Source organism: Mycobacterium paraseoulense, from assembly GCF_010731655.1.
GTDB classification, from domain to species: domain Bacteria; phylum Actinomycetota; class Actinomycetes; order Mycobacteriales; family Mycobacteriaceae; genus Mycobacterium; species Mycobacterium paraseoulense.
The window spans coordinates 2549388-2575101 of sequence record NZ_AP022619.1 but is presented as its reverse complement, the minus strand read 5'-3'; the positions used below and the strand labels follow the sequence as shown (position 1 = coordinate 2575101).

At 64.3% G+C, this 25714-nt stretch carries 21 protein-coding genes and 3 rRNA genes; 21 read left to right on the top strand and 3 right to left on the bottom strand.

Features of this window, described 5'->3' with window-relative positions; genetic code table 11:
• The first annotated feature begins 15 nt into the window (after positions 1 to 15).
• From thrB to G6N51_RS11725, 17 genes are all read left to right on the top strand, one after another.
• The gene (gene thrB, locus G6N51_RS11805; protein WP_083170158.1) at positions 16 to 963 is read left to right on the top strand and encodes a homoserine kinase; all 948 of its coding nucleotides are present in this window, start codon (positions 16 to 18) and stop codon (positions 961 to 963) included.
• Between the two features lie 268 nt (positions 964 to 1231).
• Positions 1232 to 3058, top strand: coding sequence for a transcription termination factor Rho (gene rho, locus G6N51_RS11800; RefSeq protein WP_083170172.1), 1827 nt, complete (start codon positions 1232 to 1234; stop codon positions 3056 to 3058).
• Positions 3059 to 3199: 141 nt separating this feature from the next.
• Positions 3200 to 3436, top strand: a complete 237-nt coding sequence (gene rpmE / locus G6N51_RS11795) for a 50S ribosomal protein L31 (protein ID WP_083170496.1) — start codon at positions 3200 to 3202, stop codon at positions 3434 to 3436.
• 103 nt (positions 3437 to 3539) lie between these two features.
• Positions 3540 to 4613 carry a peptide chain release factor 1 gene (gene prfA, locus G6N51_RS11790; RefSeq protein ID WP_083170174.1) on the top strand — a complete coding sequence of 358 codons (1074 nt, stop codon included), beginning with the start codon at positions 3540 to 3542 and terminating at the stop codon, positions 4611 to 4613.
• Positions 4610 to 5458, top strand: coding sequence for a peptide chain release factor N(5)-glutamine methyltransferase (gene prmC / locus G6N51_RS11785; protein WP_083170176.1), 849 nt, complete (start codon positions 4610 to 4612; stop codon positions 5456 to 5458). Before prfA ends, prmC begins: the two co-directional genes overlap by 4 nt.
• Positions 5451 to 6110, top strand: coding sequence for an L-threonylcarbamoyladenylate synthase (locus G6N51_RS11780; RefSeq protein ID WP_083170178.1), 660 nt, complete (start codon positions 5451 to 5453; stop codon positions 6108 to 6110). The genes prmC and G6N51_RS11780 overlap by 8 nt, the downstream gene beginning before the upstream one ends.
• A gap of 28 nt (positions 6111 to 6138) precedes the next feature.
• Positions 6139 to 7371, top strand: a complete 1233-nt coding sequence (locus G6N51_RS11775; RefSeq protein WP_142274894.1) for a glycosyltransferase family 4 protein — start codon at positions 6139 to 6141, stop codon at positions 7369 to 7371.
• Positions 7372 to 7587: 216 nt separating this feature from the next.
• On the top strand, positions 7588 to 8052 hold the full coding sequence (locus G6N51_RS11770; protein WP_083170180.1) for an ATP synthase subunit I: 465 nt from the start codon (positions 7588 to 7590) through the stop codon (positions 8050 to 8052).
• Positions 8045 to 8800 carry a F0F1 ATP synthase subunit A gene (gene atpB / locus G6N51_RS11765; RefSeq protein WP_083170182.1) on the top strand — a complete coding sequence of 252 codons (756 nt, stop codon included), beginning with the start codon at positions 8045 to 8047 and terminating at the stop codon, positions 8798 to 8800. The genes G6N51_RS11770 and atpB overlap by 8 nt, the downstream gene beginning before the upstream one ends.
• Positions 8801 to 8884: 84 nt before the next feature.
• The gene (locus tag G6N51_RS11760) at positions 8885 to 9133 is read left to right on the top strand and encodes a F0F1 ATP synthase subunit C (RefSeq protein WP_024636915.1); all 249 of its coding nucleotides are present in this window, start codon (positions 8885 to 8887) and stop codon (positions 9131 to 9133) included.
• 9 nt (positions 9134 to 9142) lie between these two features.
• Positions 9143 to 9667: a F0F1 ATP synthase subunit B gene (locus tag G6N51_RS11755; RefSeq protein WP_083170184.1), complete on the top strand. Its 525-nt coding sequence runs from the start codon at positions 9143 to 9145 to the stop codon at positions 9665 to 9667.
• A 6-nt stretch (positions 9668 to 9673) separates the two neighbouring features.
• Positions 9674 to 11014, top strand: a complete 1341-nt coding sequence (locus G6N51_RS11750; RefSeq protein ID WP_083170186.1) for a F0F1 ATP synthase subunit B/delta — start codon at positions 9674 to 9676, stop codon at positions 11012 to 11014.
• A 57-nt stretch (positions 11015 to 11071) separates the two neighbouring features.
• The gene (atpA, locus tag G6N51_RS11745; RefSeq protein WP_083170188.1) at positions 11072 to 12736 is read left to right on the top strand and encodes a F0F1 ATP synthase subunit alpha; all 1665 of its coding nucleotides are present in this window, start codon (positions 11072 to 11074) and stop codon (positions 12734 to 12736) included.
• A gap of 6 nt (positions 12737 to 12742) precedes the next feature.
• Positions 12743 to 13648: a F0F1 ATP synthase subunit gamma gene (locus G6N51_RS11740; protein WP_083170190.1), complete on the top strand. Its 906-nt coding sequence runs from the start codon at positions 12743 to 12745 to the stop codon at positions 13646 to 13648.
• A 20-nt stretch (positions 13649 to 13668) separates the two neighbouring features.
• On the top strand, positions 13669 to 15135 hold the full coding sequence (gene atpD, locus G6N51_RS11735) for a F0F1 ATP synthase subunit beta (RefSeq protein ID WP_083170192.1): 1467 nt from the start codon (positions 13669 to 13671) through the stop codon (positions 15133 to 15135).
• Positions 15136 to 15170: 35 nt separating this feature from the next.
• Complete coding sequence (locus tag G6N51_RS11730) at positions 15171 to 15536, top strand: F0F1 ATP synthase subunit epsilon (RefSeq protein WP_067747732.1); 366 nt, start codon at positions 15171 to 15173, stop codon at positions 15534 to 15536.
• A gap of 6 nt (positions 15537 to 15542) precedes the next feature.
• On the top strand, positions 15543 to 15986 hold the full coding sequence (locus tag G6N51_RS11725) for a DUF2550 domain-containing protein (protein ID WP_083170194.1): 444 nt from the start codon (positions 15543 to 15545) through the stop codon (positions 15984 to 15986).
• Between the two features lie 15 nt (positions 15987 to 16001).
• Here the strand turns inward: G6N51_RS11725 and G6N51_RS11720 are convergent, their stop codons facing one another.
• Positions 16002 to 16586, bottom strand: coding sequence for a cob(I)yrinic acid a,c-diamide adenosyltransferase (locus G6N51_RS11720; RefSeq protein ID WP_083170500.1), 585 nt, complete (start codon positions 16584 to 16586; stop codon positions 16002 to 16004).
• Positions 16587 to 16773: 187 nt separating this feature from the next.
• On the opposite strand from G6N51_RS11720, the gene murA reads away from it, so the two are divergent.
• The 4 genes from murA to rrf all read left to right on the top strand — a co-directional run bounded on the left by murA (position 16774) and on the right by rrf (position 23515).
• Positions 16774 to 18027 carry a UDP-N-acetylglucosamine 1-carboxyvinyltransferase gene (murA, locus tag G6N51_RS11715; protein ID WP_047322147.1) on the top strand — a complete coding sequence of 418 codons (1254 nt, stop codon included), beginning with the start codon at positions 16774 to 16776 and terminating at the stop codon, positions 18025 to 18027.
• A gap of 371 nt (positions 18028 to 18398) precedes the next feature.
• Positions 18399 to 19928 (top strand): 16S ribosomal RNA (locus G6N51_RS11710).
• Positions 19929 to 20209: 281 nt separating this feature from the next.
• Positions 20210 to 23310, top strand: a 23S ribosomal RNA gene (locus G6N51_RS11705).
• 92 nt (positions 23311 to 23402) lie between these two features.
• Positions 23403 to 23515 (top strand): 5S ribosomal RNA (gene rrf / locus G6N51_RS11700).
• Together the 16S, 23S and 5S rRNA genes form the textbook arrangement of a ribosomal RNA operon.
• Positions 23516 to 23573: 58 nt before the next feature.
• Here rrf and G6N51_RS11695 read toward each other — a convergent pair.
• Together G6N51_RS11695 and G6N51_RS11690 are read right to left on the bottom strand one after the other, a co-directional pair.
• Positions 23574 to 24077: a methylated-DNA--[protein]-cysteine S-methyltransferase gene (locus G6N51_RS11695; protein WP_083170196.1), complete on the bottom strand. Its 504-nt coding sequence runs from the start codon at positions 24075 to 24077 to the stop codon at positions 23574 to 23576.
• Positions 24074 to 25561: a DNA-3-methyladenine glycosylase 2 family protein gene (locus tag G6N51_RS11690; protein ID WP_083170198.1), complete on the bottom strand. Its 1488-nt coding sequence runs from the start codon at positions 25559 to 25561 to the stop codon at positions 24074 to 24076. Before G6N51_RS11690 ends, G6N51_RS11695 begins: the two co-directional genes overlap by 4 nt.
• Positions 25562 to 25714: the final 153 nt, after the last annotated feature.

The window sequence follows — 25714 nt, the reverse complement described above, 5'->3', positions numbered from 1 at the left end:
AATGAAGGCCCGTCGGTGAGCCGGCCGCTGCCCGCCGGGCTGGTGGCAAGCGCCGTGGTGTCGGCGTCCAGCGCCAACCTCGGTCCCGGTTTCGACAGCATCGGCCTGGCGTTGAGCCTGAGCGACGAGATCGTCGTGGAGACAACGGGTTCCGGCCTGGTGGTGCTCGTCGAGGGGGAGAGCGCCGAGCAAGTGCCGCGGGGCCCGGAACACCTGGTGGTGCGCGCCGTCGAATGCGGGTTGCGGGCCATGGGCGTCCGCGCCGCGGGCCTGGTGGTCCGCTGCCGCAACGCCATCCCGCACTCCCGCGGCCTGGGCTCGTCGGCTGCCGCCGTGGTCGGTGGCCTGGCTGCCGCGAATGGCCTTGTGGCACAGGTGGATTCGTCAGAGCTCTTGAGCGACGCGCAGCTGATCCAGCTGTCCTCGGAGTTCGAGGGCCATCCCGACAACGCCGCGGCCGCGGTGCTCGGCGGTGCGATCGTGTCCTGGATCGACAACTCCGGTTCGCGGCCCCGGTATTCGGCGGCGTCGGTGCGGCTCCACCCCGACATCCACCTGTACTGCGCGATACCCCAGGAGCGCTCCCTGACCGCGGAGACCCGGGTGCTGCTGCCCGACCGGGTGAGCCACGACGACGCCCGGTTCAACGTCAGCCGCGCGGCCTTGCTGGTGGTAGCGCTGTCCGAACGCCCCGACCTGCTGATGCCGGCCACCGAGGATGTGCTTCATCAACCGCAGCGCGCGCCGGCGATGCCGGCCTCCGCGGAATATTTGCGGCTCTTGCGGCGTAGTAACGTGGCAGCGACACTTTCGGGGGCCGGTCCGGCACTGATTGCGCTGAGCACGGAGCCGGAGTTGCCCGCGGAAGTGGTGGAGTACGGGGCCGCGAACGGATTTGCCCTCACTGAGATGACCGCCGGCGAACGAGTTCGCTGGAGCCCGGGAGTCAAAGTCCCCGGTTGATCCACAGCGTGGCCGGAGGGTTTGCTTGCTTCCGACAAGGATGCGGGCTATCCTCGGACCCGTCCAGCAATCGCAGCATCTGCATCTGCATAAATACTGCCTTGCCGCTAGGACAACACCAATTCTTCTCGTGAACGAGGTTCGCCGCCTACTCCGCCGACTGAGGCGATCACCGTTGCAGAGTCGATGATTGGGTGCACTCGGCAAATTTGGCTGAATGCAACGAACCCCCCGAATGACCTGATCAGCGGGGGAAGAAAGGAACTCCGTGACCGATACGGACCTGTTCACGGCTGACGCGAGCGCCGACAGCAATGACGCGCCGAACGCCGTGACCCCAGACACATCCGACGTCAAAACCGATGCCCCGGTTGGCTCACTGTCGACCATGGTGCTTCCCGAACTGCGCGCGCTGGCTAACCAGGTCGGCGTCAAGGGAACGTCGGGCATGCGCAAGAACGAACTCATCGCCGCCATAAAGGAAATCAGGGGACAGTCCAACGGGACATCGGCCCCTGCCGCCCCCGAGGACAGCGGCAAGTCCGACGCCGCCGGCGCTGACGCACCGCCCGCCCAGGACCACCAGAACGGTTCGACGACCGAGGCCCCCCGCCGCGAACGGCGCAGCGCCTCCCGCGAGCCGGGATCGGCCCGCACCGGCGACGATGCGGATGGCGAGCGGCCACGCAACCGCGAGGGCGCGACCACCCGCGAGGACGACAACCGCCAAGGTGGCAAGCGCGAGAACGACGAGCGCGGCCAGGACGGCGGAAGCGACCAAAGCGGTGACCAGCAAGGATCGGGCGGGCAGCAATCCCGTGGCGGCTCGAACCAGCAGGACGACGACGGCGAGGGCCGTCAGGGCCGGCGCGGCCGCCGATTCCGCGATCGCAGGCGGCGCGGTGAGCGGTCCGGCGAGGGCGGCGACACCGAGCTGCGTGAAGACGACGTCGTGCAGCCGGTCGCCGGAATCCTTGACGTTCTCGACAATTACGCGTTCGTCCGCACCTCCGGCTACCTGGCCGGCCCGCATGACGTCTACGTGTCGATGAACATGGTGCGCAAGAACGGCCTGCGCCGCGGTGACGCCGTGACCGGTGCGGTTCGCGTGCCGAAGGACGGCGAACAGCCCAACCAGCGCCAGAAGTTCAACCCGCTCGTCCGCCTGGACAGCGTCAACGGCGGCCCGGTCGAGGACGCGAAGAAGCGCCCCGATTTTTCCAAGCTGACGCCGCTCTACCCCAATCAGCGGCTTCGCCTGGAAACCACACCCGACCGGTTGACCACCCGGGTCATCGACCTGATCATGCCGATCGGTAAGGGCCAGCGCGCACTGATCGTGTCGCCGCCCAAGGCGGGTAAGACGACGATCCTGCAGGACATCGCCAACGCGATCACCCGAAACAACCCGGAATGCCACCTCATGGTCGTGCTCGTCGACGAGCGGCCCGAGGAGGTCACCGACATGACGCGCTCGGTCAAGGGCGAGGTCATCGCCTCCACGTTCGACCGGCCGCCGTCGGACCACACCTCGGTCGCCGAGCTGGCCATCGAACGGGCCAAGCGCCTGGTCGAGCAGGGCAAGGACGTCGTGGTGCTGCTCGACTCGATCACCCGCCTGGGCCGCGCCTACAACAACGCGTCGCCCGCGTCGGGCCGAATCCTGTCCGGTGGTGTCGACTCCACCGCCCTGTACCCGCCGAAGCGGTTCCTGGGTGCCGCCCGAAACATCGAGGAAGGCGGGTCGCTGACGATCATCGCCACCGCGATGGTCGAGACCGGATCCACCGGTGACACCGTCATCTTCGAGGAGTTCAAGGGCACTGGTAACGCCGAGCTGAAGCTGGATCGCAAGATCTCCGAGCGGCGGGTCTTCCCGGCGGTCGACGTGAACCCCTCCGGCACCCGCAAGGACGAGCTGTTGCTGTCGCCGGACGAGTTCGGCATCGTGCACAAGCTGCGCCGGGTGCTGTCGGGTCTGGATTCCCACCAGGCCATCGACCTGCTGATGTCGCAGTTGCGCAAGACGAAGACCAACTACGAGTTCCTGGTGCAGGTCTCCAAGACCACACCGGGGTCCATGGACAACGACTGACCGAACCCAGTTCCTCGGCGCGGGGCATCATCGCGACACTTAAACCACGTGCGCCGGGAATGCCGAGGAGCACCCCATTGTTTTGGGAGAGCAATGGTTGACCTGGCATAATCGGTGCTCGACAAGATCGAAGAGGACAGCATGAAAACTGACATTCACCCCGCCTACGGGGAGACCACCGTGCATTGCGGGTGTGGGAACACCTTCCAGACCCGCAGCACCAAGCCGGGCGGCAACATCGTCGTCGAGGTGTGCTCGCAGTGCCACCCGTTCTACACCGGCAAGCAGAAGATTCTCGACAGCGGCGGCCGGGTGGCCCGCTTCGAGAAGCGTTACGGCAAGCGCAAAGGTGCCGCGACGGACAACACCGACAAATAGCTGCGTTGCCGACGCCCGAACTGTGCGAGTAAGCACAGGCCGGGCGTCGGTTTGCGTTTGCGGCAACGAGAGCGCGGGGCTGAACGGGACAGGAGGTGAACACGTGACGCAGCCGGTCCAGACGATTGATGTGCTGCTGGCCGAACACGCCGAGCTCGAGCGACGGCTGGCGGACCCCGACTTGCACACCAATCCCGCCGAGGCGCGCAAGGCCGGCCGGCGGTTCGCCCGGCTGGCCCCGATCGTCGCCACCTACCGCAAGTTGGAGTCGGCGCGGGGCGACTTGGAGACCGCGCGTGAGCTGGCCGCCGACGACGAGTCGTTCGCCGAAGAGGTCACCGAACTTCAGGCAAGGGTCGCCGAATTGGACACCCAACTGACCGACATGCTCGCCCCACGCGACCCGCACGACCCCGACGACATCGTCCTGGAAGTCAAATCGGGTGAGGGCGGCGAGGAATCGGCGTTGTTCGCGGCCGACCTGGCCAGGATGTACATCCGCTATGCCGAGCGGCACGGCTGGACGGTGACCGTCCTCGACGAAACCACGTCGGACCTCGGCGGCTATAAGGACGCGACGCTGTCCATCGCCAGCAAGGGCGACTCGCCCGACGGGGTGTGGTCCCGGATGAAGTTCGAGGGCGGCGTGCACCGGGTGCAGCGCGTGCCGGTGACGGAGTCCCAAGGCCGCGTGCACACTTCGGCGGCCGGCGTCCTGGTCTACCCCGAGCCCGAGGAAGTGGGCGAGGTGCAGATCGACGAGTCGGACCTGCGCATCGACGTGTACCGCTCGTCCGGCAAGGGCGGGCAGGGGGTCAACACCACCGACTCCGCGGTGCGGATCACGCATCTGCCCACCGGCATCGTGGTCACCTGCCAGAACGAACGCTCGCAGCTGCAGAACAAGGCGCGCGCGTTACAGGTGCTGGCCGCGCGCCTGCAAGCGCTGGCCGAAGAACAGGCACTGGCCGACGCGTCGGCCGACCGCGCCAGCCAGATCCGGACCGTGGACCGCAGCGAGCGGATCCGCACCTACAACTTCCCGGAGAACCGGATCACCGATCACCGGATCGGTTTCAAGGCACACAATCTCGATCAGGTACTCGACGGCGACCTCGACTCGATGTTCGACGCGTTGGGCGCCGCCGACAAACAGGCACGGCTGCAACAGGCATGAGTGCCTTGAGGCGCGCGATCGACTCCGCTGCGGCGACGCTCGCCGAAGCGGGGATCGACTCCGCGCGTTGGGATGCCGAGGAGTTGGCCGCGCATGTGGCCGGCACCGAGCGGGGTCGGCTGGGCTTGCTGCGGTCGATCGGCGCCGACTTCCCGGGTCGTTACGGCGACGTCGTGGCCGCGCGGTCCCGACGGGTGCCGCTGCAGCACCTCACCGGCACGGCGGCCTTCGGACCGCTGACGCTGCACGTCGGCCCCGGCGTCTTCATACCGCGCCCGGAGACCGAAGCCCTTTTTGCGTGGGTCACCGAACAGCGCCTCCCTGCCCGGCCCGTCGTCGTCGACCTGTGCACCGGTTCGGGCGCATTGGCGGTGGCGCTGGCCCACAAGCACCCGGCCGCGCGAATCATCGGCATCGATGACTCCGATGTGGCCCTGGGGTATGCGCGCCGCAACGCTGCGGGCACCGGCGTCGAGTTCGTCCACGCCGACGTCACCGAGGCCACGCTGCTGCCCGAGCTGGACGGGGCTGTCGACGTGGTGGTGGCCAACCCGCCCTATGTGCCCGATGCTGCCGTTGTGGAACCCGAAGTCGTTCAACACGATCCACACCACGCCGTGTTCGGCGGGCCGGACGGGATGGCGGTGATCGCCCCCATCGTCCGGCTGGCCGGACGCTGGCTTCGCCCGGGCGGCATCTTCGCTGTCGAACACGACGACACCACCTCGCGTGAAACCGTCGAATTGGTCTGCAAGAACGGGCTTTTCGAAGACGTCCAGGGCCGCCGCGACCTCGCCGGCCGGCCGAGATTCGTCACCGCGCGCAGGAGCGGCGCGGATGGCTGAAGTCTTCGACTGCGCCGATCCCGGCCAGCGGTCGCGTGGAATCGCCTCTGCGGCCGGGGCCCTCAAGGGCGGCCGACTGGTCGTCATGCCGACCGACACCGTCTACGGCATCGGCGCCGACGCCTTCAACAGCGCCGCGGTGGCCGCGCTGCTGTCGGCGAAGGGGCGGGGCCGGGACATGCCGGTCGGCGTGCTGGTCGGCTCCTGGCACACCATCGAGGGCCTGGTCTACACGATGCCGGGCGGGGCCCGCGACCTGATCCGCGCCTTCTGGCCGGGCGCGCTGAGCCTGGTGGTGACGCAGGCACCGTCGCTGCAATGGGACCTCGGCGACGCTCGCGGCACCGTGATGCTGCGGATGCCGCTGCACCCGGTCGCGATCGAGCTGTTGCGTGAAGTGGGGCCCATGGCGGTGTCCAGCGCGAACGTCTCCGGCCGTCCGCCCGCGGTGGATGCCAACGAGGCCCGAAATCAACTCGGTGATCTCGTCGACGTCTATCTCGACGCGGGGACGGCCGAGCAGCAGGCCGCCTCCACGATCGTCGACCTGACCGGCCCGGCCCCCCGCATCCTGCGGCCCGGCCCGGTGAGTGCCGAACGGATCGCCGAAGTGCTCGGCGTGGACCCCGAAAGCCTAACCGCCCAGGCCTAACCGGAGCGGTTCCCCCGTTGCCAGGTTGGTGCAGTACGGTCTCGACGTGTCCAGCGACCCGGCCGGCGGACTAGCCAACCTTGCCAGCGGTTTGCTCGCGCTGTCTGACCGTGGCGCCGGTGTCCCGCTGCGCGAGCTTGCGCTCGTGGGACTGACCGCGGCGATCATCACCTACTTTGCGACCGGTCCCGTGCGGGTGCTCGCCACCCGACTGGGCGCGGTCGCCTATCCGCGGGAACGCGACGTACACGTGACCCCGACGCCGCGCATGGGCGGGTTGGCGATGTTCCTCGGCGTCGTCTCGGCGGTATTCCTGGCCTCCCAACTGCCCGCGCTCACCCGGGGATTCGTCTACTCGACGGGCATGCCGGCGGTGCTGGTGGCCGGCGCGGTCATCATGGGCATCGGCCTCATCGACGATCGTTGGGGGCTCGACGCCCTGACGAAGTTCGCGGGCCAGATCACCGCGGCCAGCGTGCTGGTCACCATGGGCGTGGCGTGGAGCGTCCTCTACATCCCGATCGGCGGTGTCGGCACCATCGTGCTGGACCAGGCCTCGTCGATCCTGCTCACGCTGGCGCTGACGGTGTCCATCGTCAACGCGATGAACTTCGTCGACGGGCTCGACGGACTGGCGGCCGGGCTCGGGTTGATCACCGCGCTGGCGATCTGCATGTTCTCGGTCGGGCTGCTGCGCGATCACGGCGGCGATGTCCTCTTCTATCCGCCCGCCGTGATCTCCGTGGTGCTCGCGGGGGCGTGTCTGGGCTTCCTGCCGCACAACTTCCACCGCGCCAAGATCTTCATGGGCGATTCCGGCTCGATGCTGATCGGCCTCATGCTCGCCGCCGCCTCTACCACCGCCGCGGGGCCGGTCTCGCAAAACGCCTACGGTGCGCGGGACGTGTTCGCCCTGCTGTCGCCGTTCCTGCTGGTGGTGGCGGTCATGTTCGTGCCGATGCTCGATTTGCTGCTGGCGATCGTGCGCCGCACCCGCGCGGGCCGCAGCGCCTTCAGTCCCGACAAGATGCATCTGCACCACCGGTTGCTGCAGATCGGTCATTCCCACCGCCGGGTGGTGTTGCTGATCTATCTCTGGGTGGGCATTGTCGCGTTCGGTGCGGCCAGCACGATCTTCTTCAACCCTCGTCACACCGCGGCGGTGATGCTGGGGGCCATCGTGGTCGCCGGGATCGCGACGGCGATCCCGCTCATGCGCCGGCGCGACGACTACGTGGACGAGGACTACGACAGCAAGTAGTAGTGGTGCTTCGCCATGTGGTACGGTGCAGGTAGAGCCCCAAAAAGCCGCACAAATTGCCGGTCCATCGGACGCAGATCCGAATGGGTCGGCGGAGGACTCGCGTCGGAAGATACCCCTTGGGCGATTCCACTGTGACGTGCGATACGCTCGGCGGGCCACCGATCAGTCGGTCGGGGGACTCCCGCTCCACCAACTTGGGATTGAGGTGCTGCAGTGACGACACCAGCGCAGGACGCGCCGTTGGTGTTTCCCTCTGTTGCGTTCCGCCCGGTCCGCCTGTTCGTCCTCAGCATCGCGATTACCGCGGTGGCAATCGTCATCGCCGGCTTGACCGGTCATCCGATGGTCGGGGTGTTCTTCGGCGTCGGGTTGCTACTGGGTTTGCTCAACGCCCTTTTGGTGCGTCGTTCGGTCGCGTCGATCACCGCGAAAGACCATCCACTGAAAAGCACGATGGCCCTGAACTCGGCCACCCGGCTGGCCATCATCACCGTCATCGGGCTGATCGTCGCCTACATCTTCCGTCCCGCCGGCCTGGGTGTCGTGTTCGGATTGGCGCTCTTCCAGGTCTTGTTGGTGGCGTCGACGGCGCTTCCGGTGTGGAAGAAGCTGCGCGCCGGCGGCGGCGTGGTCGCGGGGTCGGATGGAATGGAAGGAAGAAGCAGCAGCGATGACTGAGACGACGTTCCTGGCCGCCGCGATCGAGGTTGGAGAACACCACCAGGCCAAATGGCTGGGGCTGACGGTGAACACCGACACCATCCTGTCGACCGGGATCGCCGCGGTGATCGTGCTCGCACTGGCTTTCTTCCTGCGGGCGAAAATCACGTCGACCGGCGTCCCCAGCGGCGTTCAGTTGTTCTGGGAGGCCATCACCGTCCAGATGCGCGATCAGATCGAGAGCGCGGTCGGCATGCGGATTGCGCCGTTCGTGTTGCCGTTGGCCGTTACCATTTTCGTGTTCATCCTGATCTCCAACTGGCTGTCGGTGCTTCCGCTGCAATACACCGACAAGTCCGGGCACACCACCGAGCTACTGAAGTCGGCGGCCGCCGACATCAACTACGTCCTGGCGCTGGCCCTCTTCGTGTTCGTCTGCTACCACGTGGCCGGCATTTGGCGCCGCGGCATCGTCGGCCACCCGCTCGCCGTGCTCAAAGGTCACGTGGCGTTCCTGGCGCCGATCAACCTCGTCGAAGAACTCGCCAAGCCGATCTCGTTGTCGCTCCGACTTTTCGGCAACATCTTCGCCGGCGGCATCCTGGTCGCGCTGATCGCGCTCTTCCCGCCGTACATCATGTGGGCACCCAACGCCATCTGGAAGGCCTTCGACCTGTTCGTCGGGGCGATCCAGGCGTTCATCTTCTCGATCTTGACCATCCTCTACTTCAGCCAAGCCATGGAGATCGAGGAACATCATGACTGAGACCGCCATGAATTGTTTTGTCCCACGCATCATTACAGAGGCCTGGTAGACCGCTACCAGCTATCAAGGAGGATAAGAATGGCTCTGGACCCCCAAGTCGCTGCCGCTGCACTCATCGGCGGTGGACTCATCATGGGCGGCGGCGCGATCGGCGCCGGTATCGGTGACGGTATCGCAGGTAACGCGCTGGTCTCCGGCATCGCCCGCCAGCCCGAGGCGCAAGGCCGGCTGTTCACGCCGTTCTTCATCACCGTCGGTCTGGTCGAGGCGGCCTACTTCATCAACCTGGCGTTCATGGCGCTGTTCGTCTTCGCCACCCCCGTCGGCACCTAACGCGCTGTGATGGGTGACGCGAGCCTGAGCGTTCTGGCATCCAGCCAGGTGGTAGCCGAGGGAGGCAACAACTTCCTCGTTCCGAACGGCACTTTCTTCTTCGTGCTGGCGATCTTCCTGATCGTGCTGGCCGTCATCGGCACGTTCGTCGTGCCGCCCGTCATGCGGGTGCTGCGTGAGCGTGACGCCATGGTCGCCAAGACGGTCGCCGACAACAAGAAGGCAGGCGAACAGTTCGACGCCGCGAAGGCCGACTACGAAGAAGCCCTGACGGAAGCGCGGGTTCAGGCGTCGTCGTTGCGCGACAATGCCCGCGCCGAGGGCCGTAAGCTGATCGAAGACGCGCGCGCCCGTGCCGAGCAACAGGTGATGTCGACGTTGCAAATGGCCTCCGAGCAACTGAAGCGGGAGAGAGACGCCGTGGAGCTGGATCTGCGCGCCAACGTGGCGGCCATGTCGGCGACGCTGGCCAGCCGGATCCTCGGTGTCGACGTGGCCCCGGCCACCGCCGCCACCGGGAAGTCTGGACGGTAATCGCGTATGTCGACTTTCATCGGGCAGTTGATCGGTTTCGCGGCCATCGTTTTCTTGGTCGTGCGCTACGTCGTGCCGCCGGTGCGTCGTCTGATGGCCGCTCGCCAAGACGCCGTGCGCCAGCAGCTGAAAGACGCTGCGGCGGCGGCCGATCGGCTGAGCGAGTCCACCACCGCCCACAGCCAAGCCGTGGAATCCGCCAAGACCGAGGCGGAACGGCTCGTCGACGAGGCCCAGACGGACGCGGGCCGGATCGCCGAACAGTTCCGGGCCCAGTCTCAGTCCGAGGCCGAACGCATCACCGCACAGGGCGGCCGGCAGGTCGACCTGCTGCGCACGCAGCTGAGCCGCCAGCTCCGCCTGGAGCTCGGCCACGAAGCGGTGCGGCAGGCGGGCGAATTGGTGCGCAACTTCGTCGCCGATCCGGCGCAGCAATCGGCTACCGTCGACCGGTTCCTGGACGACCTCGAAGCGATGGCCCCCGCGCCCGCGGAGGTCCAATATCCGCTTCTGGCGAAGATGCGCTCCGCCAGTCGCGCGGCGGTGGCCGGGCTGTTGGAGCGGTTCAGTGACATAGCGAAAGACCTTGACAATAAAGCTCTTTCCAATCTGTCAGCCGAGCTCGTTTCGGTGGCCGAAATGCTGGACCGCGAGATCGTCGTCACCCGGTATCTGACCGTGCCCGCCGACGATGCGGCGCCCCGGATCCAGTTGATCGAGCGTCTGGTCTCCGGCAAGGTCGCCGACGTCACGCTCGAAGTCTTGCGGCTAGCCGTCTCGGAGCGTTGGTCGGCCAACTCCGATCTGGCCGCCGCCATCGAGCACATCTCGCGCCAGGCGCTGCTCGAAGTCGCCGAACGTGAGAACAAGATCGACGACGTGGAGGACCAGTTGTTCCGGTTCTCCCGCATCCTTCAGGCCCAGCCACGGCTCGCCATCTTGTTGGGCGACTACGGCGTACCGGTAGAAGGCCGGATCAGCCTGCTGCGCAAGGTGCTTGACAGCGCGAACGACAGAGTCGATCCGATCGCGGTCGCGCTGCTGACCCAGACCGTCCAACTGCTCAGAGGTGAGTCGGCCGAGGAGGCCGTCCAGTTCTTGGCGGAGGTCGCCGTGGCACGTCGCGGCGAGATCGTCGCACAAGTCAGTGCTGCGGCCGACCTCAGCGATGCCCAGCGGTCTCGCCTCACCGACGTACTCGGCCGTATCTACGGCCACCCGGTGACGGTGCAGCTGCAGGTCTCCGACGAACAGCTGGGCGGGCTGCTCATCTCCGTGGCCGACGAAGTGATTGACGGGACACTCGCTTCTCGCCTTGCCGCGGCCCAGGCGCATTTGCCCGACTGACACCAACCATCATCACAAGCACACGCGAACCGCGATCAAGTAGGAAGACGAAACGCCATGGCCGAGTTGACAATCTCCGCTGATGACATCCAAAGCGCCATCGAGGAGTATGTAGGCTCTTTCACCTCCGACACCTCACGCGAAGAGGTCGGTACGGTCGTCGATGCCGGTGACGGCATCGCGCACGTCGAAGGCTTGCCCTCCGTCATGACGCAGGAGCTGCTCGAGTTTCCGGGCGGAGTTCTCGGCGTCGCCCTGAACCTCGACGAGCACAGCATCGGCGCGGTGATCCTGGGTGACTTCGAGAAAATCGAACAGGGTCAACAGGTCAAGCGCACCGGGGAGGTCTTGTCCGTCCCCGTCGGCGACGCATTCCTGGGCCGGGTTGTCAATCCGCTCGGCCAGCCCATCGACGGTCGGGGCGACATCGACACCGATATCCGCCGCGCGCTGGAGATCCAGGCGCCGTCGGTGGTGCAGCGGCAGAGCGTCAGCGAGCCGCTGCAGACCGGCATCAAGGCCATCGACGCGATGACGCCGATCGGCCGCGGCCAGCGGCAGCTGATCATCGGCGACCGCAAGACCGGCAAGACCGCGGTGTGCGTCGACACCATCCTCAACCAGCGGGGGAACTGGGAGAGCGGCGACGAGCGCAAGCAGGTCCGCTGCGTGTACGTGGCCATCGGTCAGAAGGGCACCACGATCGCGTCGGTCCGGCGAGCGCTCGAAGAGGGTGGCGCGATGGACTACACCACCATCGTCGCGGCCCCGGCGTCCGACTCGGCCGGATTCAAATGGCTTGCGCCGTACACGGGTTCGGCGATCGCCCAGCACTGGATGTACGACGGTAAGCACGTGCTGATCGTCTTCGACGACCTGAGCAAGCAGGCCGAGGCATACCGGGCGATCTCGCTGCTGCTGCGTCGGCCGCCGGGCCGCGAGGCCTACCCCGGTGACGTGTTCTACCTGCACTCGCGCCTGTTGGAGCGCTGCGCGAAGCTCTCCGACGAGCTCGGGGGTGGCTCACTGACCGGCCTGCCGATCATCGAGACCAAGGCCAACGACATCTCGGCCTACATCCCGACCAACGTCATCTCGATCACCGACGGTCAGTGCTTCCTGGAGTCCGACCTGTTCAACCAGGGTGTGCGGCCGGCCATCAACGTCGGTGTGTCGGTGTCCCGCGTGGGCGGTGCGGCGCAGATCAAGGCCATGAAAGAGGTGGCCGGCTCGCTGCGTCTGGACCTGTCGCAATACCGCGAACTGGAATCGTTCGCGGCGTTTGCATCCGACCTGGACGCGACCTCCAAGGCGCAGCTGGAGCGCGGTGAGCGGCTCGTCGAACTGCTCAAGCAACCGCAGTATCAGCCCATGCCGGTTGAGGAGCAGGTGGTTTCGATCTTCCTGGGCACCGGAGGCCACCTGGACTCCGTGCCCGTCGAGGACGTCCGGCGTTTCGAAACCGAGTTGCTGGACCACATGCGGGCGTCGGAGGAGAAGTTCCTGGCCGGTATCCGTGACAGCGGCAAGCTTCCCGAAGAGGCCGAGAACCAGCTGACCGAGATCATCAACAACTTCAAGAAGGGCTTCGCGGCCACGGGCGGTGGATCGGTGGTGCCCGACGAACACGTCGAGCCCCTGGACGAAGAAGACCTCGAGAAGGAGTCGGTGAAGGTGAAGAAGCCGGCGCCGGAGAAGAAGGCAAAGAAAGAGAAGAAGTAGCAACCAATGGCTGCCACACTTCGCGAATTACGCGGCCGGATCCGTTCGGCGGGCTCGATCAAGAAGATCACCAAGGCCCAGGAGATGATCGCGACATCGCGCATCGGAAAGGCACAGGCCCGGCTGGAATCCGCCAGGCCCTACGCGTTTCAGATCACGGCGATGTTGACGACCCTGTCTTCCGAAGCCGCCCTGGACCACCCCCTGTTGGTCGAGCGCGACGAACCCAAGCGCGCCGGCGTCCTGGTGGTGTCGTCCGACCGTGGGCTGTGCGGCGCCTACAACTCCAGCATCTTCCGTCGCTCCGAGGAGCTGTTCTCCCTGCTGCGGGAGGAAGGTAAGACGCCGGTCGTGTACACGGTGGGCCGGAAGGCGCTGAACTACTTCAAGTTCCGCAACTGGGACATCACCGAATCATGGACGGGCTTCTCCGAGCAACCTCAGTACGAGAACGCCGCGGAGATCGCTTCGACCCTGGTCGATGCCTTCATGCAGGGTGCAGACGACGACTCGCAGGAAGACCAGGGTGTCGACGAACTGCACATCGTCTACTCGGAGTTCAAGTCGATGATGTCGCAGGCGGCTGCGGCTCACCGGATCGCGCCCATGGTGGTCGAGTACGTCGAGGACCAACCGGAGGTACGCACCCTGTATTCGTTCGAGCCAGACGCGACAACGCTTTTCGAGTCGCTTCTGCCGCGGTACGTAACCACCCGCGTCTACGCCGCGCTACTCGAATCGGCGGCATCGGAGCTCGCGTCGCGTCAACGAGCGATGAAGTCGGCCACCGACAACGCGGACGACCTGATCAAAGAGCTCACGCTGATGGCGAACCGCGAGCGGCAGGCCCAGATCACCCAAGAGATCAGCGAAATCGTCGGTGGTGCAAACGCACTCGCCGACGCTATGTAGCACACGAGGAAGAGAAAAATATGGCTGCTACTACTGGAACGACAGAAAAGACCGAAAAGTCCACCGACTCCGAGACCAGCGGCCGTGTCGTACGGATCACCGGCCCGGTGGTCGACGTCGAGTTCCCGCGTGGATCGGTGCCCGAACTGTTCAACGCGCTCAACGCCGAGATCACGTTCGAGGAGCTCAAGAAGACCCTCACCCTGGAGGTCGCACAGCACCTCGGGGACAACCTGGTTCGCACCATTTCGTTGCAGCCCACCGACGGCCTGGTCCGTGGTGTCGAGGTGACCGACAGCGGCAAGCCGATCTCGGTTCCGGTTGGCCAAGAGGTCAAGGGGCACGTCTTCAACGCGCTGGGCGACTGCCTGGACAAGCCGGGATACGGCGAGGACTTCGAGCACTGGTCGATTCACCGCAAGCCGCCGCCCTTCGAGGAGCTCGAGCCGCGCACCGAGATGCTCGAAACCGGGCTGAAGGTCGTCGACCTGCTCACCCCGTATGTGCGTGGTGGCAAGATCGCGCTGTTCGGTGGTGCCGGCGTGGGCAAGACGGTGCTGATCCAGGAGATGATCAACCGTATCGCCCGAAACTTCGGCGGTACCTCGGTTTTCGCTGGAGTGGGGGAGCGCACCCGTGAGGGCAACGACCTCTGGGTAGAGCTCAAAGAGGCCGACGTGCTCAAGGACACCGCGCTGGTGTTCGGTCAGATGGACGAGCCGCCCGGCACCCGTATGCGGGTGGCCCTGTCGGCGCTGACGATGGCAGAGTGGTTCCGCGACGAAGCCGGCCAGGACGTGCTGCTGTTCATCGACAACATCTTCCGATTCACCCAGGCCGGGTCCGAGGTGTCCACGCTGCTCGGCCGGATGCCCTCCGCGGTGGGATACCAGCCCACGCTGGCCGACGAGATGGGTGAGCTGCAGGAGCGCATCACCTCGACGCGGGGCCGCTCGATCACCTCGATGCAGGCGGTCTACGTGCCCGCCGACGACTACACCGACCCGGCGCCGGCGACCACGTTCGCACACCTGGACGCCACCACCGAGCTGTCGCGATCGGTGTTCTCCAAGGGCATCTTCCCCGCGGTGGACCCGCTGGCCTCGAGCTCGACCATCCTCGACCCGAGCGTGGTCGGTGACGAGCACTACCGGGTGGCGCAGGAAGTCATCCGGATCCTGCAGCGCTACAAGGACCTCCAAGACATCATCGCGATCCTCGGTATCGACGAGTTGTCCGAAGAGGACAAGCAGCTGGTCCAACGCGCACGACGCATCGAGCGGTTCCTCTCGCAGAACATGATGGCGGCCGAACAGTTCACCGGCCAGCCGGGTTCGACGGTGCCGTTGAAGGAGACCATCGAGGCGTTCGACCGCCTGACCAAGGGCGACTTCGACCACATCCCGGAGCAGGCGTTCTTCTTGATCGGTGGCCTCGACGACCTGGCCAAGAAAGCCGAAAGCTTCGGCGCCAAACTGGATTCCTGAGGCGTGAGCGAAAAGGCTCTGAAAGGCTCTGTGGCATGGCCGAATTGAACGTCGAGATAGTCGCCGTCGACCGGAAGATCTGGTCGGGTGAGGCAACGTTTTTGTTCACCCGCACCACCGTCGGCGAGATCGGCATCCTGCCCCGGCACATTCCGGTCGTGGCCCAGTTGGTCGACGACGCCATGGTGCGCGTCGAACGCGAAGGCGAAGACGATTTGCGGGTCGCCATCGAAGGCGGCTTCCTGTCGGTCACCGAAGAGACGGTGACCGTCCTGGCCGAGTCCGCCGCGTTCGAGTCCGAGATCGACGAAAGCGCCGCCAGGGAGGACTCGGAGTCCGACGACCCCCGCATCGCGGCGCGGGGGCGCGGCAGATTGCGCGCCGTCGGCGCGATCGACTAACCGCCGATGAGCGCGCCCATGATCGGAATGGTCGTGCTCGTCGTCGTCCTGGCGGGCGCGGTGGTCGCGCTCAGTTACCGGTTGTGGAAGCTGCGGCAGGGCGGCACCGCGGGAATCATGCGCGACATTCCCGCGGTCGGAGGTCACGGCTGGCGCCACGGCGTGATCCGTTACCGCGGCGGTGAGGCCGCCTTCTACCGGCTCTCCAGCTTGCGTTTGTGGCCGGACCGCCGACTCAGCCGCAGGGGAGTCGAGATCGTCGCCCGCCGAGCACCGCGCGGCGACGAGTTCGACATCATGACCGACGAGATCGTCGTGCTGGAGTTGCGTGATACGACGCAGGATCGCCGGACCGGTTACGAGATCGCGCTCGACAAGGGAGCTTTGACCGCCTTCCTGTCGTGGCTGGAGTCCCGCCCGTCACCCCGCGCTCGTCGTCGCAGCGTCTAGTCCCGGCGCCGCGGGTTAACTCGCGTTCGGCGCGCCGCCGCCGGGCTTCCAGAGCACGTCGCCGTCGGGATTCGCCGCCCGCGCCAGGATGAAGAGCAGATCCGAAAGGCGGTTCAAGTACTTCGCCGGAAGGACGTTGATCTGCTGCGGCGCGGCCTCCACCGCCGCCCACGCCGAGCGTTCCGCGCGGCGGACGACGGTGCGGGCCACGTGCAACAGCGCCGACAGGGCCGAACCGCCAGGCAGCACAAAGGAATTCAGCGCCGGCAGGTTCTCGTTATATTTGTCACACCAGCCCTCGAGCCGGTCGACATAGGGCTGGGTGACCCGCAGTGGCGGGTACTCGGGGTTCTCCACCACCGGGGTCGATAGGTCCGCGCCGGCGTCGAACAGGTCGTTCTGGATCTGTCGCAGCACTCCGGCGATTTCCTCGTCCGGTTGACCTAGGGCGATTGCGACGCCGATCGCCGAGTTGGCCTCGTCGCAATCCGCGTAGGCAACCAGGCGTGGGTCGTTTTTGGAGACTCGCGAGAAGTCACTCAACCCCGTCGTGCCGTCGTCACCGGTTCGCGTGTAGATGCGGGTCAGGTGTATCGCCATGAGCACGACGGTACTGCGGCTCGGGAAAGGGCCGTGCCTCGGCTGACTGCTTGACTCGCCCCCTCGCCGCTTCGGGGCTGGGGGTGCCCCCTCCTCACTCCGCTCCCGCTTCACTCCGCCCCGCGGAGCGCATCGTCGTCAAGCGGCCTGACTGACAAGCCCATACCGCTTCACTAGACTGACGCGGGTGGCTGAGCGATTCGTGGTGACCGGCGGAAACCGGTTGTCCGGCGAAGTCGCAGTAGGGGGCGCAAAGAACAGCGTGCTCAAGCTGATGGCCGCCACGCTGCTGGCCGAAGGCACCAGCACCATCACCAATTGCCCCGACATCCTTGATGTGCCGTTGATGGCGGAGGTGTTGCGCGGCCTGGGCGCCACCGTCGAACTCGACGGCGATGTCGCCCGCATCACCTCTCCCGATGAGCCCAAGTACGACGCGGACTTCGCGGCGGTGCGGCAGTTCCGGGCGTCGGTCTGCGTGCTGGGACCGCTGGTCGGCCGCTGCAAGCGCGCCAGGGTCGCGCTCCCGGGTGGCGACGCGATCGGTTCCCGCCCGCTGGACATGCATCAGGCGGGGCTGCGGCAGCTGGGCGCGCAGTGCAACATCGAGCACGGCTGCGTGGTCGCCCACGCCGATACGTTGCGCGGTGCGGAGATCCAGCTGGAATTTCCATCGGTGGGAGCCACCGAGAACATCCTGATGGCCGCGGTCCTGGCCGAGGGTGTCACCACGATCCACAATGCGGCGCGCGAACCCGACGTCGTGGACCTGTGCACCATGCTGAACCAGATGGGCGCGCAGGTCGAAGGTGCCGGTTCGCCGACCATGACCATCACCGGTGTCCCGCGGCTGTACCCGACCGAACACCGGGTGATCGGGGACCGCATCGTCGCCGCCACCTGGGGCATCGCCGCAGCGATGACCCGAGGCGACATCTCGGTGACGGGCGTCGACCCGGCCCACCTCCAGGTGGTGCTGCACAAACTGCACGACGCCGGCGCGACCGTCACCCAAACGGACAACAGCTTTCGGATCACCCAGTACGAGCGACCCAAGGCCGTCAACGTGGCGACCCTGCCGTTCCCCGGGTTTCCCACGGATTTGCAACCGATGGCCATCGCCCTGGCGTCGATCGCCGACGGCACCTCGATGATCACGGAAAACGTCTTCGAGGCGCGCTTCCGTTTCGTCGAAGAGATGATCCGGTTGGGCGCCGACGCGCGCACCGACGGCCACCATGCCGTCGTGCGGGGCCTGCCGCAATTGTCGAGCGCCCCGGTGTGGTGTTCGGACATTCGGGCCGGTGCCGGCCTGGTGCTGGCGGGGCTGGTGGCCGACGGTGACACCGAGGTACACGACGTCTTCCACATCGATCGCGGCTACCCGTTGTTCGTCGAGAACCTGGCGATTTTGGGAGCGGAGATCGAGCGGGTAGAGTAGCCAAAGTCAGTGTCCCGCAGGGCCGGTCGCCACACCAGGCGGTCGACACCCCGGGCGCTTGACTCCCTCGCTGGATTGGTACTAGCCTGGCACGGCTGCTCCCGAAACGGTCTCTCGAAGACCAAAACTGGGAGTTGACTCCACTGCCGGACTTGTATTAAGCTGGCAGGGTTGCCCCAAAACGGGCGAAACAAGTGTTGTTTGAGAACTCAATAGTGTGTTTGGTCTTTTTATTTTGTTGTTGTTTTTTTGGCCATACCTCGCACTCCCCGTGTGTGGGTATGGCAATCTTTGATGCCAGTTATTTGGTGTCTTTTTGTTAGGTCAGATTTTCTCTGATTTGAAATTCACCTCGTTTTGCGAGGAGATTTTGTTTGGAGAGTTTGATCCTGGCTCAGGACGAACGCTGGCGGCGTGCTTAACACATGCAAGTCGAACGGAAAGGCCCCTTCGGGGGTACTCGAGTGGCGAACGGGTGAGTAACACGTGGGCAATCTGCCCTGCACTTCGGGATAAGCCTGGGAAACTGGGTCTAATACCGAATAGGACCACTTGGCGCATGCCTTGTGGTGGAAAGCTTTTGCGGTGTGGGATGGGCCCGCGGCCTATCAGCTTGTTGGTGGGGTGATGGCCTACCAAGGCGACGACGGGTAGCCGGCCTGAGAGGGTGTCCGGCCACACTGGGACTGAGATACGGCCCAGACTCCTACGGGAGGCAGCAGTGGGGAATATTGCACAATGGGCGCAAGCCTGATGCAGCGACGCCGCGTGGGGGATGACGGCCTTCGGGTTGTAAACCTCTTTCACCATCGACGAAGGTCCGGGTTTCTCGGATTGACGGTAGGTGGAGAAGAAGCACCGGCCAACTACGTGCCAGCAGCCGCGGTAATACGTAGGGTGCGAGCGTTGTCCGGAATTACTGGGCGTAAAGAGCTCGTAGGTGGTTTGTCGCGTTGTTCGTGAAATCTCACGGCTTAACTGTGAGCGTGCGGGCGATACGGGCAGACTAGAGTACTGCAGGGGAGACTGGAATTCCTGGTGTAGCGGTGGAATGCGCAGATATCAGGAGGAACACCGGTGGCGAAGGCGGGTCTCTGGGCAGTAACTGACGCTGAGGAGCGAAAGCGTGGGGAGCGAACAGGATTAGATACCCTGGTAGTCCACGCCGTAAACGGTGGGTACTAGGTGTGGGTTTCCTTCCTTGGGATCCGTGCCGTAGCTAACGCATTAAGTACCCCGCCTGGGGAGTACGGCCGCAAGGCTAAAACTCAAAGGAATTGACGGGGGCCCGCACAAGCGGCGGAGCATGTGGATTAATTCGATGCAACGCGAAGAACCTTACCTGGGTTTGACATGCACAGGACGCGTCTAGAGATAGGCGTTCCCTTGTGGCCTGTGTGCAGGTGGTGCATGGCTGTCGTCAGCTCGTGTCGTGAGATGTTGGGTTAAGTCCCGCAACGAGCGCAACCCTTGTCTCATGTTGCCAGCGGGTAATGCCGGGGACTCGTGAGAGACTGCCGGGGTCAACTCGGAGGAAGGTGGGGATGACGTCAAGTCATCATGCCCCTTATGTCCAGGGCTTCACACATGCTACAATGGCCGGTACAAAGGGCTGCGATGCCGCAAGGTTAAGCGAATCCTTTTAAAGCCGGTCTCAGTTCGGATCGGGGTCTGCAACTCGACCCCGTGAAGTCGGAGTCGCTAGTAATCGCAGATCAGCAACGCTGCGGTGAATACGTTCCCGGGCCTTGTACACACCGCCCGTCACGTCATGAAAGTCGGTAACACCCGAAGCCAGTGGCCTAACCCTTGGGAGGGAGCTGTCGAAGGTGGGATCGGCGATTGGGACGAAGTCGTAACAAGGTAGCCGTACCGGAAGGTGCGGCTGGATCACCTCCTTTCTAAGGAGCACCACGAAAGCACCCCAATTGGTGGGGTGCGAGCCGTGAGGGGTTCCCGCCTGTAGTGGGCGAGAGCCGGGTGCGCAACAGCAAATGATTGCCAGACACACTATTGGGCCCTGAGACAACACTCGGCCAGTCCGTGTGGTGTCCCTCCATCTTGGTGGTGGGGTGTGGTGTTTGAGAATTGGATAGTGGTTGCGAGCATCTAAACGAATGCGTTGCCGGCAACGGTCGCGTGTTCGTTGAAATGTGTAATTTCTTCTTTGGTTTTTGTGTGTAAGTAAGTGTTTAAGGGCGCATGGTGGATGCCTTGGCATCGAGAGCCGATGAAGGACGTGGGAGGCTGCGATATGCCTCGGGGAGCTGTCAACCGAGCATTGATCCGAGGATTTCCGAATGGGGAAACCCAGCACGAGTGATGTCGTGTTACCCGCATCTGAATATATAGGGTGCGGGAGGTAACGCGGGGAAGTGAAACATCTCAGTACCCGTAGGAGAAGAAAACAATTGTGATTCCGTTAGTAGTGGCGAGCGAACGCGGAACAGGCTAAACCGCATGCATGGATAACCGGGTAGGGGTTGTGTGTGCGGGGTTGTGGGATTGATATGTCTCAGCTCTACCTGGCTGAGGGGTAGTCAGAAAGTGTCGTGGTTAGCGGAAGTGGCCTGGGACGGCCCGCCGTAGACGGTGAAAGCCCGGTACGCGAAAACCCGGTACCTACCTTGTATCAACACCCGAGTAGCAGCGGGCCCGTGGAATCTGCTGTGAATCTGCCGGGACCACCCGGTAAGCCTAAATACTTCTCGATGACCGATAGCGGATTAGTACCGTGAGGGAATGGTGAAAAGTACCCCGGGAGGGGAGTGAAAGAGTACCTGAAACCGTGTGCCTACAATCCGTCAGAGCCTCCTCGTGGGGTGATGGCGTGCCTTTTGAAGAATGAGCCTGCGAGTCAGGGACACGTCGCGAGGTTAACCCGTGCGGGGTAGCCGCAGCGAAAGCGAGTCTGAATAGGGCGCATCCCCTTTGGGGTGTAGTGGCGTGTTCTGGACCCGAAGCGGAGTGATCTACCCATGGCCAGGGTGAAGCGCGGGTAAGACCGCGTGGAGGCCCGAACCCACTTAGGTTGAAGACTGAGGGGATGAGCTGTGGGTAGGGGTGAAAGGCCAATCAAACTCCGTGATAGCTGGTTCTCCCCGAAATGCATTTAGGTGCAGCGTTACGTGTTTCACCACGGAGGTAGAGCTACTGGATGGCCGATGGGCCCTACTAGGTTACTGACGTCAGCCAAACTCCGAATGCCGTGGTGTATAGCGTGGCAGTGAGACGGCGGGGGATAAGCTCCGTACGTCGAGAGGGAAACAGCCCAGATCGCCGGCTAAGGCCCCTAAGCGTGTGCTAAGTGGAAAAGGATGTGCAGTCGCAAAGACAACCAGGAGGTTGGCTTAGAAGCAGCCACCCTTGAAAGAGTGCGTAATAGCTCACTGGTCAAGTGATTGTGCGCCGATAATGTAGCGGGGCTCAAGCACACCGCCGAAGCCGCGGCAACCGTAAGGTTGGGTAGGGGAGCGTCCCCCATGCAGCGAAGCTACCGGGTAACCGTGTGGTGGAGTTTGGGGGAGTGAGAATGCAGGCATGAGTAGCGATAAGGCAAGTGAGAACCTTGCCCGCCGTAAGACCAAGGGTTCCTGGGCCAGGCCAGTCCGCCCAGGGTGAGTCGGGACCTAAGGCGAGGCCGACAGGCGTAGTCGATGGACAACGGGTTGATATTCCCGTACCCGTGTGTGGGCGTCCCTGACGAATCAGCGGTACTAACCACCCAAAACCGGATCGACCATTCCCCTTCGGGGGCATGGAGTTTCGGGGCTGCGTGGGACCTTCGCTGGTAGTAGTCAAGCAATGGGGTGACGCAGGAAGGTAGCCGTACCAGTCAGTGGTAATACTGGGGCAAGCCCGTAGGGAGAGCGATAGGCAAATCCGTCGCTCATTAATCCTGAGAGGTGATGCATAGCCGATTGAGGCGAATTCGGTGATCCTCTGCTGCCAAGAAAAGCCTCTAGCGAGCACACACACGGCCCGTACCCCAAACCGACACAGGTGGTCAGGTAGAGCATACCAAGGCGTACGAGATAACTATGGTTAAGGAACTCGGCAAAATGCCCCCGTAACTTCGGGAGAAGGGGGGCCGGAATACCGTGAACACCCTTGCGGTGGGAGCGGGATTCGGCCGCAGAAACCAGTGGGTAGCGACTGTTTACTAAAAACACAGGTCCGTGCGAAGTCGCAAGACGATGTATACGGACTGACGCCTGCCCGGTGCTGGAAGGTTAAGAGGACCCGTTAACCGCAAGGTGAAGCGGAGAATTTAAGCCCCAGTAAACGGCGGTGGTAACTATAACCATCCTAAGGTAGCGAAATTCCTTGTCGGGTAAGTTCCGACCTGCACGAATGGCGTAACGACTTCCCAACTGTCTCAACCATAGACTCGGCGAAATTGCACTACGAGTAAAGATGCTCGTTACGCGCGGCAGGACGAAAAGACCCCGGGACCTTCACTACAACTTGGTATTGGTGTTCGGTACGGTTTGTGTAGGATAGGTGGGAGACTGTGAAACCCCAACGCCAGTTGGGGCGGAGTCGTTGTTGAAATACCACTCTGATCGTATTGGACACCTAACGTCGAACCCTTATCGGGTTCACGGACAGTGCCTGGCGGGTAGTTTAACTGGGGCGGTTGCCTCCTAAAATGTAACGGAGGCGCCCAAAGGTTCCCTCAACCTGGACGGCAATCAGGTGTTGAGTGTAAGTGCACAAGGGAGCTTGACTGCGAGACTTACAAGTCAAGCAGGGACGAAAGTCGGGACTAGTGATCCGGCACCCCCGAGTGGAAGGGGTGTCGCTCAACGGATAAAAGGTACCCCGGGGATAACAGGCTGATCTTCCCCAAGAGTCCATATCGACGGGATGGTTTGGCACCTCGATGTCGGCTCGTCGCATCCTGGGGCTGGAGCAGGTCCCAAGGGTTGGGCTGTTCGCCCATTAAAGCGGCACGCGAGCTGGGTTTAGAACGTCGTGAGACAGTTCGGTCTCTATCCGCCGCGCGCGTCAGAAACTTGAGGAAACCTGTCCCTAGTACGAGAGGACCGGGACGGACGAACCTCTGGTATACCAGTTGTCCCACCAGGGGCACCGCTGGATAGCCACGTTCGGACAGGATAACCGCTGAAAGCATCTAAGCGGGAAACCTTCTCCAAGATCAGGTTTCTCACCCTTTTAGAGGGATAAGGCCCCCCGCAGACCACGGGATCGATAGGCCAGACCTGGAAGCTCAGCAATGAGTGCAGGGAACTGGCACTAACCGGCCGAAAACTTACCAACACACAATCGCAACCACTTTCCATTTCCGCGACAATTCGTCGTAGGAAACTTGGACATCACACCCCCCCACCGAAACCAAATTTAAATAGAGTTACGGCGGCCACAGCGACAGGGAAACGCCCGGTCCCATTCCGAACCCGGAAGCTAAGCCTGTCAGCGCCGATGATACTGCCCATCCGGGTGGAAAAGTAGGACACCGCCGAACATACACAAAAACACCCCCGGCAACGGGGGTGTTTTTGCATTCACGATGCGAGCGATTTCTAGTCGAATAATGTCAAAGCGGCATTCGTCGATGCGTGTTTCCTCTCCAGCGCCAGCAGGGTTTGCTTTCGGTCCAGGCCGCCTCCGTAGCCGGTGAGGCTGCCGTTGGCGCCGATGACGCGGTGGCAGGGGACGACAATCGCGATGGGGTTGTGGCCGTTCGCCAATCCCACCGCCCGTGCGGAACCGGGAGCGCCGATCTGGGCGGCGATTGTTCCGTACGATCTGGTTTCGCCGTAGGGAATTGTCTGCAGCGCCTTCCATACCCGCCGCTGAAATTCGGACCCACGCAATTCGAATTCGAAATCAAACTCGGTCAGTTCACCGGCGAAGTAGGCGTCGAGTTGCTCCGTCGCGTCCTGGAATGCCACGGGATTCGGTGCCCAGCCGGTGCGGCTCGGTTCGTAGGTTTGATCGACCATCCGAAGCATGGTCAGAACCGAATCCTGGCCGGCGAGGGTCAGCGGCCCGATCGGGCTGTCGATGGTGCGGTACTCGATCATGCGACCTCCTGTGGTGGCCATTGGTTTACCGGATGCTCGAGGGTGGTCCATAGGTATTGGGTGGCATAGGAGCGCCAGGGGCGCCAGCGGGCGCCACGGGCGACGAGCGCTCGTTCGTCAGTGGGTAAGCCCAGCCGTTTCGCAGCCAGGCGAAGGCCGAGGTCGGTGGCGGGGAAGGCATCCGGGTCGCCGAGCCCGCGCATCGCAATCACCTCTGCGGTCCACGGGCCGATCCCGGGCACGTCCAGCAATTGTCTGCGGGCGGCTTCCCAGTCGCTCCCGCTGTCCAGGACGATGCTGCCCTCGGCGAGCCCGGCCACCAACGCGCTCAGGGTGCGTCGCCGGGCCTTCGGGACCGCCAAGTGGATGGGGTCGATCTCGGCGAGCTGCTCCACCGACGGGAAAGTATGCGTCAACCCGCCGTCGGGGTCGGTGACCGGCTGGCCGTAGGCCGCGGCCAGCCTGCCGGCGTGGGTGCGCGCCGCCTTGGTCGATACTTGTTGGCCCAGGACCGCGCGAACGGCCAGCTCGGTCTCGTCGACGGTGCGCGGAATGCGTTGTCCGGGAGCCTTTCCCACAACCGGACGCAGGTGTGGGTCGCCGGACAGCGCGTCGTCCACCGCTTCGGGATCGGCGTCGAGATCCAGCAGCCGCCGGCAGCGGGCGATCGCCGTCGTCAGATCGCGGAAGTCGTCGAGGACCAGCACGCTGCGGACGTGATCGACGGCCGGCGTGAGGGTGACGACGGCGCTGCCGAATGGAAGACGCAGGCTCCGCCGATACGCACCGTCGCGGATCTCCTCGCAGCCGGGCACGGTGCCGGCGGCCAGATGGCCGAAGACGCCCTCATACGCGAACGGGGTCCGGACCGGCAATCGCAGGCACACCGCCCCCGGCGAAGCGGAGTTCGACCCGGGCCGGCCGGCCGCGCGCCGCCGCAGCTCCGTCGGCGAGTTCTCGAAGACCAAGCGCACGGTGTCGTTGAACTGGCGGATGCTGGAAAACCCCGACGCGAACGCGACGTCCCCGAACGGCAGGTCCGTGGTCTCGATGAGCAGCCGGGCGGTCTGTGCCCGCTGGGCCCGTGCCAGCGCGAGCGGGCCGGCCCCGACCTCGGCTTGCAGCAGCCGCTCCAACTGGCGGGTGGTGTAACCGAGGTGGGCCGCCAGCCCGCCGACGCCTTCGCGATCCACCGTGCCGTCGGCGATCAACCGCATCGTCCGCGCAACGACGTCACCGCGCATATTCCACTCCGGCGAACCGGGGGACGCGTCGGGACGGCAACGCTTGCAGGCCCGGAATCCCGCCCGCTGAGCGGCGGCCGCGGTCGGATAGAACCGCACGTTGCGAGCGAACGGCGGCCGCACCGGACAGCTGGGCCGGCAATAGATGCGGGTGGTCAGCACCGCCGTGACGAACCAGCCGTCGAACCGGGCGTCCTTGGACTGGACGGCGCGGTAACAGCGTTCGAAGTCGTCGTGCACGCCTCAAGCCTTACACCAGCCGCCCGACAAAACTGGCGGAAAAGCGACATCGTAGTAGTGGCGAGACTCGGGAGCGGCGCGCTGCGGCGCCCCGCACGCGGCGTCGTTGCGGACGCTATCCGCCGTCAGCGCTAGGACGCCGGTGGGACCGGC